Origin of the sequence: Streptomyces sp. DT224, assembly GCF_049844595.1 — a bacterium.
In the GTDB taxonomy this organism is placed as follows: Bacteria; Actinomycetota; Actinomycetes; order Streptomycetales; family Streptomycetaceae; genus Streptomyces.
Genome location: NZ_JBNCLI010000016.1, coordinates 64,763 through 75,021, shown reverse-complemented (window position 1 = coordinate 75,021; position 10,259 = coordinate 64,763). Strand labels below are relative to the sequence as shown.

General features: G+C 69.3%; 13 protein-coding genes and 1 riboswitch. Of the genes, 4 read left to right on the top strand and 9 right to left on the bottom strand.

The genetic code is table 11. The features are described from left to right. Nucleotides 1–3: 3 nt before the first annotated feature. The 9 genes from ACLQ2N_RS32765 to ACLQ2N_RS32725 all read right to left on the bottom strand — a co-directional run bounded on the left by ACLQ2N_RS32765 (nucleotide 4) and on the right by ACLQ2N_RS32725 (nucleotide 7,690). Nucleotides 4–165 carry a hypothetical protein gene (locus ACLQ2N_RS32765; RefSeq protein ID WP_425818877.1) on the bottom strand — a complete coding sequence of 54 codons (162 nt, stop codon included), beginning with the start codon at nucleotides 163–165 and terminating at the stop codon, nucleotides 4–6. Further along, nucleotides 162–452 (bottom strand): hypothetical protein, encoded by a 291-nt coding sequence (locus ACLQ2N_RS32760; RefSeq protein WP_425818875.1) that lies wholly within the window; start codon nucleotides 450–452, stop codon nucleotides 162–164. The genes ACLQ2N_RS32765 and ACLQ2N_RS32760 overlap by 4 nt, the downstream gene beginning before the upstream one ends. Continuing rightward, entirely contained in the window at nucleotides 452–1,408 is a 957-nt protein-coding gene (locus ACLQ2N_RS32755; RefSeq protein WP_425818873.1) for a hypothetical protein, read from the bottom strand. Before ACLQ2N_RS32755 ends, ACLQ2N_RS32760 begins: the two co-directional genes overlap by 1 nt. A 201-nt stretch (nucleotides 1,409–1,609) precedes the next feature. Next, a complete protein-coding gene (locus tag ACLQ2N_RS32750) occupies nucleotides 1,610–2,227 on the bottom strand; it encodes a hypothetical protein (protein ID WP_425818871.1) in 618 nt (205 codons plus the stop codon). A gap of 75 nt (nucleotides 2,228–2,302) precedes the next feature. After that, entirely contained in the window at nucleotides 2,303–3,094 is a 792-nt protein-coding gene (locus tag ACLQ2N_RS32745; RefSeq protein ID WP_425818869.1) for a hypothetical protein, read from the bottom strand. A gap of 91 nt (nucleotides 3,095–3,185) precedes the next feature. Continuing rightward, the gene (locus ACLQ2N_RS32740) at nucleotides 3,186–4,982 is read right to left on the bottom strand and encodes an FtsK/SpoIIIE domain-containing protein (RefSeq protein WP_425818867.1); all 1,797 of its coding nucleotides are present in this window, start codon (nucleotides 4,980–4,982) and stop codon (nucleotides 3,186–3,188) included. Nucleotides 4,983–5,360: 378 nt separating this feature from the next. Continuing rightward, entirely contained in the window at nucleotides 5,361–5,984 is a 624-nt protein-coding gene (locus tag ACLQ2N_RS32735; RefSeq protein WP_425818865.1) for a hypothetical protein, read from the bottom strand. Next, a complete protein-coding gene (locus tag ACLQ2N_RS32730) occupies nucleotides 5,981–6,244 on the bottom strand; it encodes a hypothetical protein (protein ID WP_425818863.1) in 264 nt (87 codons plus the stop codon). Before ACLQ2N_RS32730 ends, ACLQ2N_RS32735 begins: the two co-directional genes overlap by 4 nt. 410 nt (nucleotides 6,245–6,654) lie before the next feature. After that, nucleotides 6,655–6,779: riboswitch (SAM riboswitch) on the bottom strand. A 494-nt stretch (nucleotides 6,780–7,273) separates the two neighbouring features. Further along, nucleotides 7,274–7,690, bottom strand: coding sequence for a hypothetical protein (locus tag ACLQ2N_RS32725; protein ID WP_425818861.1), 417 nt, complete (start codon nucleotides 7,688–7,690; stop codon nucleotides 7,274–7,276). A gap of 202 nt (nucleotides 7,691–7,892) precedes the next feature. Here ACLQ2N_RS32725 and ACLQ2N_RS32720 point away from each other — a divergent pair, with 202 nt between their 5' ends. From ACLQ2N_RS32720 to ACLQ2N_RS32705, 4 genes are read left to right on the top strand one after another with little or no spacing between them, the layout of a single operon-like run. Next, the gene (locus tag ACLQ2N_RS32720; RefSeq protein ID WP_425818859.1) at nucleotides 7,893–8,276 is read left to right on the top strand and encodes a hypothetical protein; all 384 of its coding nucleotides are present in this window, start codon (nucleotides 7,893–7,895) and stop codon (nucleotides 8,274–8,276) included. Beyond that, nucleotides 8,273–8,614 (top strand): hypothetical protein, encoded by a 342-nt coding sequence (locus tag ACLQ2N_RS32715; protein WP_425818857.1) that lies wholly within the window; start codon nucleotides 8,273–8,275, stop codon nucleotides 8,612–8,614. Before ACLQ2N_RS32720 ends, ACLQ2N_RS32715 begins: the two co-directional genes overlap by 4 nt. Further along, on the top strand, nucleotides 8,611–9,051 hold the full coding sequence (locus tag ACLQ2N_RS32710) for a DUF6221 family protein (RefSeq protein ID WP_425818855.1): 441 nt from the start codon (nucleotides 8,611–8,613) through the stop codon (nucleotides 9,049–9,051). Before ACLQ2N_RS32715 ends, ACLQ2N_RS32710 begins: the two co-directional genes overlap by 4 nt. Then, nucleotides 9,048–10,253: a tyrosine-type recombinase/integrase gene (locus ACLQ2N_RS32705; RefSeq protein ID WP_425818853.1), complete on the top strand. Its 1,206-nt coding sequence runs from the start codon at nucleotides 9,048–9,050 to the stop codon at nucleotides 10,251–10,253. Before ACLQ2N_RS32710 ends, ACLQ2N_RS32705 begins: the two co-directional genes overlap by 4 nt. The last annotated feature ends 6 nt before the right edge of the window (nucleotides 10,254–10,259 follow it).

The following is a 10,259-nucleotide window of genomic DNA, read 5'->3' as shown; positions in this document are numbered from 1 at the left end:
GGTTCAGTCCTCATCCGGCACCCACCGGTACACCTCGACGCCGTTCTCATCGGTGCCCCGCACGTACGTGCCGTTGCCAAGAGGCGTACGCATTGCGATCTGATCGATAAACGGGTCCGGGTTCGAGCCATCATGAAACGGGCCGCCCACGTACTTCGCGCTCATGCGTTGAGCGTACGGCCGCCATGCGGCAGCTCGCCCCGAGGCACGCGCCGTCGAGGGCGGTCGTCACGCTCAACGGTCACCTCCTGGCCGTCGTCGCCGGGCGTTGCCGCCGATGCCTCCAGGAGTAGCACCTCCATGAAGACCCGGGCGCCGCCGTCGCGCCGGTTCGGTACCAGTGACACGTTGCCGACGACGATCTCCGGGGACGCCTCCAGGGCCCGCTGGACAGCCGCGGCGGTGCGCCGGGCCTTGCCGGGGTCGGAGTCCATGATGCGCAGCGAGGACATCAGGCACTCACCTCCGGCAGGTCGACGCCGTGACCGTCGACCGTCCACGCGGCGCGCTCCCACACCGGCTCGGTGCCGTCCGCGATCCGGTGCAGCAGGCCGGCCATCGACAGCCCGTCGGCCGCCGGGTCGAGCGAGCGCGTCCACGGCATGGGCAGGTCGCCGCTCCACTCCCAGGGGGCACACGCGTTCGTTGAGGAGTGGCGGTCGGTCCAGCCGAACCACCCGGCCCAGATCCGGGTGACGGAGGCGTTGGCCGCAGAGGAGGGCGCGGCCCACGGGTGCAGCGGGTCGCGGCCGGAGGTGACCGGCCCGGAGTTCGGCAGGCGCAGCAGGGCGTACGGGTACCGGCTGTGCGGGCCCATGAAGTCCGGCTCCTCGATCACCCGGCGGCCCTCCAGGAGCACATCGAGCCGTTCGAGGACCGCGCCGCGCTCGGGGCTGCCGTACTCCCCGGCCTCGGCGGCGTAGAGGACCTGGCGGTCGCGGACGCCGACCACGGCGACGCCCTGCGCCTCCGGGAGCGAGTCGGGTTCGACGTCCACGACCAGGAGCGCGGCGGCCGGGTCGGCGACCAGCTCGCGTGCGAGGGCCTGCGCCTGGTCGTGCTGCTCCCAGAGAGTCGTGACGTACCGGCACGGGACGCAGAGCCGGCCCTTCCCGAGCGGTTCCTCCCAGCGGTCTCCGCACCGCCGGCACTGGTATTGCAACGCGCGGGCCTGGTCGAGCACGGCGCGCTGCGCGAGCGAAATCTGGCGCTTGGGCACCGCGGCGGCGACCTCGAACAAGGGGGCGTAGCTGTTGCCGTGGTAGAGCACCTGACCGACCGGGCCGGCCCCCGGTTTGAGCGGCGGGTCCATGCGGCCGAGCTGGGTCTTGGTGCGCAGGCCGGCCGGGACCTGGTGCCAGCGGGTGTACCGGATGAGGTCCGGGAGCGGGGGAACGGAACTGGGCATAGCGAGCCTCCTTATGCGCTCTATTGAGCCCATTAAAAGCACCTCACCCCGCGAAAGCAAGGTGAATTCCAAAAAGCGCCCAGAAAGGTCGCTCCGCGCAATTCGGAGGCCCCTATATCTGCGCGCGCGTAGCCGGATTCTCGTATTAAGGTTAATACCGTTAGTTCACTCCTTCGGCCTCTCGCTTGTTCTAGGGCCTACTCAGGGAGTGGGCACGGGGTCTTCGTCCGGCGGCCAGGGGCCGTATCGCTCCAGGGCTTCGCGGACGATCCGGGCGGCAGAGAACACCCTCTCGACCAGGGTGTCCCGCTGTTCCTGTTCCTCCTCGCTGTAGCTGAGGGAGTTGTACAGCAGGCCCAGGTCTTCCAACTCCCCCAACGGGCCCTCACTCACCCGGACCGCCGCTGCCCGCAGGTCTCTGACCAGGGAAGAAGGGAGGTTGTAGGTCCTTACGACGAGGCGCCCCCGCCCCTTGTAGTTCTTGCCGACTCCCCGGCCGGACAGGGATGCTTCCTCCTCCTCGGCGGTGGTCAGCGGTTCCCACGGGCCGATCAAATCGTCCTCGGCCAACCGAAGGCGGATCGCGCGTCCCACGTACTCGTCCAGCGTGGGCCACATAGCCGGCCGCTGCCGACGCGCCTCCAAGCGGGCCTGCGCCCGGGTGAGCTTCCCTTTGCTATTTCGGGCCAATTCAAAAGCCCAAAACTCCATTTGGCGGCGCTGCTTCTTCCTGATGGCGGTAAAGCGAGATGCGTGACGAGCGTCAATCGCGAAGGAGCAAGCCTGACGTTCCTCTTCGCGGTGCGCTTCTTCTTTCAAGGTTAATACCTAACTATTAAGGTTAATAGGTGGGCCTTCGGCGCGCGCGGGCCCCTGCCCCATCCAACGACGGCCCTACTGCAACGGATGCGCCTTGATCCAGTTTGTGAGGGCCCGGCCCTCCATCCAGATCAGCGGCCGCGCCTCCAGCCAACCGTCGGTGTCGGACTCACCAACTGGGACTCCCGCGTACGTCTCCACCCGGTCGATAATCACGTACGCCTCGGAATAGAAGCCCTTGGGCGCATCCGGGTCGGCGTTCATCGCCTTGCGGATCTTTCGGACGTCGTCCACGAAGTCCTGGAGGCGAATCGCGCAGCCGTCCGGGTTCTCTTCGACGTCCGCCCCGTTGAGACACCTGATGTCGTGGGTCTGCCACCACGCCATGGTCTCGTCCCACTGCGCCTTGACTGGCACCGCAGGCGTCTTTTCCGCCGGGCCCGCGTTCGTCGCCGGCTTCGCGTCCGCGTCTGCCTGCGCGCTGCATCCTGCCGTCCCGGCCGCCACCGCGGCCATGAGTAGCGCGGACGCCGCCCCTATCCCCCACCCCTTGATCATGGGCGAGATCATGCCACGGCAGCCGTCCCGGCGCCCTGCGTTCGGCGTGGCCCGGAAGGGCTGTCCGGCCGCATCCTGGTAGAACGGAGGTTCGAGAGGGTGAGCCATGACAACACCCACCCAGCCCAAGAACTCCACTGCGCTGACGTGCCCGCCTTCGCAGATCGGGCTGTGTGCCCGCTGCCAGCAGCGCTGCCATCGATACGGCTTTGGCGGGAACCCCTTGTGCATCACCTGCCGCTCTGCCGTCGAGGCCGCGCGCAGCAGGAAGCCGAAGGCATCAGCCTGATCCAGGGCAGCGAACGCCACGGCGGCCGCGGGGAGAATGCCGCCCGCGACCGCCGGTACTTCCTGTCTCTACGCCCTCGCTCCGCCAGTGTCCCGGGCCGAAGGCGTCCCCTCACCCGCCGACCGTTACCGGCGCCGCGTCCGTGACGGCCGCCGGCGCTTCGCCAACCGGAAGCCGGGGCACCGTGCGGAACGCCATCGCCCTCCCCTGCTTCCCGGCCTCCTCGATCCACCCTCTGCGCCGCCACTGCGCGAGGGGGCCGTTCACGGACGACCGGGCCGCGAACTGCGGCAGGCCGAGGGCCACCAGGTCGTCCACAGTGATGCCGCGCGGCCCGGCCTTCTCGACCGCCTGCCACAGCGCCGCATGCCGCTCGTCGGCGATCTCCGACCCGTCCGGGAACGTCGGCACCGCGCGCAGCAGCGGGCGGCCCCCGCCAGGGCCGGAAGGGGGCACAGGCGGGCGCGGGGGCGTCGGGTCGTCCTCCGGGTCCGGTGCGTGCTCCGGATGCCCGCGAGCCTCCGTCTCGGTCTCCTCGCGGGCGTAGCGGTGGCTCGTAGCGGTCACGTCGGCCTCGGTCATCCAGTACGCGCGGGCGTCGACCGGGATCTGGTGTTCGCGGTCCCAGCGGAGGAACTTCCCCGCGAGGTCGAGTTCGTCAAGGCACCACCCGTCTCCGTACGCGCCGGGCCCGAAGATGAGGTTGGACGTGGTCGACTCCTTGGCGCCCAGGCCGATGCGGACCTGGTACTGCTGCCGGCCGTCCGTGGAACCGCCGAAGACCCGGTTGCTCGGCGACTGGGTCGCGCACACCAGCGTGACGCCGGTGTACCGGGCGACCTGAAGCAGCGACTCGATCAGCTTCGCGGCCGCGGGCACGCGGCGGATCAGCTCCGCGAGCTCGTCAATGAAGACGAACCACGCCGGCCCGTGCTTACCGGGAACCCACTTCTTCTCGCCGAGGCTGGAGAGCAGCGCGCCGCGGCGCTCGACCTCGGCCCAGACCATCTTGAGCAGCTGCATGGCCCGGCTCGGGGTGTCCGCCAGTGCGAGCGCTGAGTCCCGCCACGGGCCGAACTCCACCGCTCCCGGCTTCATGTCGATCAGCAGGGCCTCGGCGTCCTCACACGCGACCGCGTAGGCGATGAGGACGCTCTGGACGCCCGACTTCCCGTTGTCGGTCGCCCCGCCGATCAGGGTGTGGTTGTAGAGCAGCGGGATCGTCACCGGCTGGCCGTATGCGTCCACGCCGAGCACGACCGGCTCCGTGCACGTCCTGGTCGACGGGCCCGGCCATGCGATCGGGGAGGCGAGCGGGTCGGACTCGTACAGGTATGCCACCAGCTCGTTGTCCTGCTCCCCCTTCGCCAGGCGCAGCTTCCCGGGAAGGCCGAGGTTCGTGGCCAGCTGGTCGCGGCGGGCGATGACCTTGTGCGGGGCCGTGTCCCGGCCGGGCGGGAGCACGATGACCGCACGCCACCCGAAGCGGGTGTACTCCAGCGCCGTCACGTCCACGGCCGGCACGGACAGCATCGCGACGAGGGCCTGCATGAGCGCGGTTTCCTCGCGGGTGGCCCCGGTCAGGCCCGGCGCGAGGGTGTCGGTGCCCAGGCCCTGCGCGGTGACGCCGGCCTTCGCGGCCTTCACCTGGAGTGCGAGCTGTTCCCGGCGGGACCGGACGAGCCACGGCACGTACACGGCGTACGCCCCGCCGGTCACGAGGGAACTGGCGATCAGGGACGGCACGGACGGGCCGAGCGTGGCCCCCATCCAGGCGTCTGCCATGACGGCCATGCTGCTGGCGCCCGCCGTCGCCAGGCCCTTGTGCCGGTGCTTCAGCGCACCGACGGTGAGCATGGTGGAGGCGGCCAGGGCGGCTCCGTAGACGCCGTGCTCGGCACGGCTCACGTCGGCGAGGTGATGTAGCCAGGACAGTCCCGTCAGTCCCGTAAAGGCGGCTGCGGGGGCGAGTTCGAAGCGGCGGCTCGCGCACCAGCGGCATGCCCGGCCCAGAGCATGCGCGGTGCCCAGGGCGGCGCGCGTGAGTGTTGAGTCATGCGGAGGCACAGCAGTCTCCCGGGAAGTGACGTGACGAGGGCGGCGTAGGAAACCGCAGGTCAGAGGTTCGTCACGTCACATGAGGACGTGCAGGGGGAGCCGAGAGTGGAAACGGTGACGCGAGACATGGGCATGCCTTTCCGGTCGTCGGAGCGTGGAGGCCGCGGGCGCTCGCTCGTGCGCCGCAGCCGGCCGGGCCGAAGCCCGGTATGAAGTTATGGAATCAGCCTACCGGTCCAGCGGGATGTATCCCTCACCCTCGGCCCACACTTCGTAGCCGCCAGCCGGGACGAAGTTCTGACCGGGAAGCGCCTCGGGCCAGTTGCCGGGGTAGGGGAACTCGCGCTCACCGTCCCAGATCAGGGTGCTGATGTTCAGGGGGTCCGGGCCAGCGCCGCAACAGCGGACCAGTTCCTCAACGACACACCGCAGGGCGGCCTCACGCGCCTGCGGATGGGTGGCCTGCCATTCCGCGGCGGGAACCAGGGCGCGCGCCTGGCGACCCCACCCGCCCCGGGCCGTCGCCACCAGAGCCAGCATGCGGCCGGGGTCGCTGCCGTAGTCCGTGAGCATGTCGCCGGTCAGCGGATACTCGTGGCCGCCGACCGACACCAGCGTCGACACCGGCCCACACGGGAAGGGGCGCCTGCACGGGCCTTCGACCGTTCCCGCGCAGAACTCGCAGATTCCTGCCGTGCCGGAGAGGGTACGCCGGACCTGGCGCACTGCGAGGCAGCGCGCCTCAACAGGCAAGGCTGCCCAGTCCAGGCCGAAAAGCGCCACCTGGGCAGTCGTCACCTGTCCACCCGCGCGAACGCGGGCCTTCACCACCCAGAAGTCGGAATCGTTCACGGCCGCAGCTCCAGAATCAGGGCGGTGGCCTTCTCCCAGCAGGTGCCGCAGGGGTGGCCGTCCGAGCCGCACACGATGTCTGCGACGCGCGGCAAGAGCCGCGTGTTCAACGTGGGGCTCTTGATGAGCCGCACGGCGGCATCGGCCTTCCGCAGACACGAGTTGCAGGACTTGACCTTGCCCTCACGCCGGCCGCAGACCGTCAGGGACGCCGAACGCAGCACTTCGCTGCGCGCGGCGGTGGTGGTGGCTGTGCTCACGATGTCTCCCAGAGCACAGCCCCCTGCCTGAATACCGTGCCGGCGGGCGCCGACGCAGGGGGCCGTGCACGAGATAGACGGAGTGACCCGCCGATTCGTTACACCGCGGCGTACGGGTCAGGCAGCGGCACCGCCCGCACCCAGCCGTGCGGACCCACTGACCCGCTCGGACGCCGACTAGTGGTTGGCCCACTTCGCGAGCGCTACGACCAGGTTGAGCGTCCTCTTATGGACCCGCTCAGGCAGGACAGGCCACGTCAACCACGTCGGCGCGAGACACACCGTGACCGTGGCAACCGGCACGAGTCGCACCGCAACTACTAGGAACGTCGCCAGGGGGCGAGCAACACGGGCCCCAGTCGACAGGATGAGAGATGACGACAAAGCAGGCACTGCGGGTGTCCTCAATGTGAAGGCTCCTGCCGCGCAGCACAAACCTGCGCGACCTGGTCTTCACCCGGGGCTCCCCGCCATCGCCACAACATGGGGGTCGCCGGACAGCTGGCCGGGGCCTGATCGGCTATCACTCGTGACCTATGCGTTCGAAACCTACCCATCGTCCTGCGGCACAAAACGCGGAGCGGACGCCAACTGCCGTTCCCTCGTTGAGAGCTCGACGATCGCCTCGCTCGTGCAGCCGGAGCGGTGGAAGGGCGCTACGCCCTGGCGGCCTTCGGGCCGGGGACCTCTACAAGATGTCCGAGGCCAAGTCGTATGACGTCCTGGGCTGCTCGCGGGAGGCCGTAGGCGTCAACATACCCCCGGCACATGGCCGCTGGCGTGCTTGCCGGGACGAAGGGCGGCATGGTCGAGTGGCAGACCACGTGTCCGTCCACCGCACGGGTGTCCCCCAAGAACTGCTTCAGCCGCCCCGGCTCCAGGCCGGCGTTCCTTCCGTCGGGGTTCAGGATGCACGTTCCGCAGCGGTCTTCGAGTATCCGAATTTCGCCCGTCTCCGGGTCCGCCACCGGCGGTGTCTCGTCACTCGCTCCTCGGGTGCTGTTCCGCTCGGGCTCCAGTCGCACGGGCTCAGCCTTCTACTGCGACGGTGAAGACGGGGACGAGTTCGGCCGCCATCCGGTACCCCTCGACCTTCTTGTTCTGGGGTTTTTCGCGGCCGTAGTCTGCCGCGATGGGCGCGGGCATACCGCTGGGCCATAGGCCGTCGACCACGCCCTTGGTCAGGGTCTTCGTCAGGGAGATGGAGGGGCCTGCGAGGTCGCGGCCCATGTCTCGCAGGTCGCTCGCTGCGCGGTACCCCCCGCCCTGCAGAACGTCGTTGAGGAGTGTGCGGACGGGGGGCGTGGCGATCCGGACGAAGTCCTTCGCGCGCTGCGGTGTCCATTCTCGATCGGCCTCGACGGTGAACTCGTCGCGGTGCTCGGCGAAGAGCGCGAGCAGCTTCTCCTCGAACGCGGCCGACCCACCACTGATGCGCAGATCCATCCTGATCCTTCCGACAGAACTCACCCGATGAACTTCGCCCAGCCTATGACATCGGGTGGTTTCACGGGCGGATGACGTCGTTGGGTGTTGTGGTCGCGCGTTGTGGTCCTCAGTGGGTAGTGTGGGGGGATCGAGGGGCGGTAAGGGCACCCTTACCGGGTATTCTGCCTGGAATAGCCGGTACCTGGTGGGAGGGGAACAGATGAGCGGGAACGAGCGCGCGGACGGTCCGGGTGAGGTCGGCTCGGGCGGAGTGCCGCCGGGCGACCGCCTCGCACACCTCGGGCACATCGAGCATCCGACGCAGATGTACGCGATCATGAAGCCGGTGCCCAACACCATGCCGGTGCCGGACGATGCGGACGAGTGGGTTGCGGCGTTCGGCCGGGTCATCACCGGTGGGCATCTGCCGGGCGGCGACGGGAAGACCAGCATGCCCATGATCGTGGACACTGACCCGCAGGGCACCGCGGCCACGCCGCTCGGCGGCCCCGGGCTCGACCTGTGCCGTACGTGTCTCACCCCCGTGGGTGAGCCCTCGGCGGAGTGCACCAACCCCTTCAGTCACCAGGAGGGACAGTCGTGAACGGTCGCGGATACAGCCCCCAGGGCTACCGGCCGGAGCCGACGACGGCCCCCGCCACCGGTTCCCCGCTCTCCCCGCCCGAGCGCCCCGACATCGACGCGTACGCGGACATGAGCGCCCAACTCGAAGCCCTCCACACCTTCTTGAAGGCGCGGGCCGCGGCGACACCCGTCGTGGAACCGCTCTTCTACGAGGCCCTGGGCTACGCCAGGGGATACGCGGACGCGTGCATGGAGAAGCAGGACATCGTCGGCGCCGTGCGCAAGCTGGAGTGGATGCGCAACGAGGCGAAGAAGTGGGCGGACCACCCGGACTTCCCCGCGGAGGCCCGGCGGTGACCGAACAGCGACCCGAGCGACCGACCGCCGAAGATGAGGTGACGGCCGCCGAGTGGGCGGCCTTCCTGGAGGCCCGTGTCACAGAGGAGTTGGAGGCCGCCGGCGTCCTTGCCCCCCACGGCTGGTGGGAGCTGACCGAGCCGGGCACCCGCCGGTTCGGCGTGCAGGGGATGGGCGGCCGGGTATTCGCACCGATCCTGACCGGCTCCGGGCACTTCGCGGACCAGGCCACCGCCATGCACATCGTCCGCAACCAGCCGCAGCGCACGCGTGACGATCTCCTGGGCAAGCTGATGCTGGTCAACCTGCTCAAGGCGCAGATCGCCGAAGAGAAGGCCCCGCTGGTGGGGCCGCTCCGCATGGTGGTCCAGCAGTTCGCCGCGCCGTTCATCGACCACCCCGACCACCCCGAGTACGAGCAGCCGGAGGAGACGTGAGCACGGAGGCCGAGGTCGTTCAGGCGGAGCTGGTCGACGGGGACGAGCTTGCCCCGGCCGGGACGGGGCCGCGCTACCTGATCAGCGAGCGCACCAGGCTCGGGGAGCTGTCGCCGCGCACTGACCAGGTGCCGGCCTGGACGGACGCCGACTTTCGACTGTCCCCCGAGGATCAAGCGGACCTTGCCGAACCGGACCTCGCCGAGAACACCGTCACCAACCTCAAGTCCACGATCCGAGCCTTCAGGACGTGGTGCGCCACGCAGAAGCCGCCGCGGACGGCGTACCCGTGCACGACGGAGACGTACACGGCCTACGGACTGCACCTCATCCGCCGCGGCAAAGCCGGGGAGTTCGTGCCGGACACCGTAGGCAAGTACATGTCGCGGATCTGGAACTGGAACCCGAAAGGCATCCGGCCCGACCCCAGCCGTTTCAAGGGCCGACTGCGGGCTTGGAAGAAGGAGTGGGTGAAGGCCGGCGGCGAGGTCGACCGGTCCGCATCCGTCACCATCGAGTACAACGTCCGGATCATCGCCGCCATTGACGAGGGCACGAACATCGGTAAGAGGGATGCCTTTCTCGCGGCCTTGGCCTACGCCAACCTGCACCGGGAGATGGAACTCGCCGATCAGCTCTGCAAGTGGGTCAAGGTCCACGAGACGGGTCTGTGGGTGAAGACGGCTACCTCCAAGACCGACCAGGTCGGGAAGGGTTCCCGCCGGTTCATCAAGGACCGCGAGGATCTTCAGCTCGTGCGTCGGGCACGCGCCTGGTTCGCCGTCCTGCACGATCTCAGCGCCGACGGGCCCACCGATCCGTTGTTCCGTGCCCTCACCGTTAAGGGCAACCTGCGCAAGTACCCGGCGGACCGGGAGCGGGGCACGAAGATGCGGCCCGGGTCGCTCAACGAACGGCTCCAGATCCTCGCCGAGCGGGCAGGCGTGCCGTACATCGACGGCAAGAAGGTCACCTCGCACTCGTGGAGGGCCGGGGCGAACACGGACATGGCCGAACGGGGTGTGCCGCTGGCGGAGCGGAACATGGCCGGCCGGTGGGCGCCCGGCTCGCGCACCGCGGACACGGTCTATGACCGCCGCCACGGTGTCGGGGCAAGCGACCCGCTCGACAAGGTCCCGCAGTACGGCGGAGCCGCACACGCAGCCGTCGCCAGGGCCCGAGAGGAAGCGGGCGGAGGCTGAGCTGGA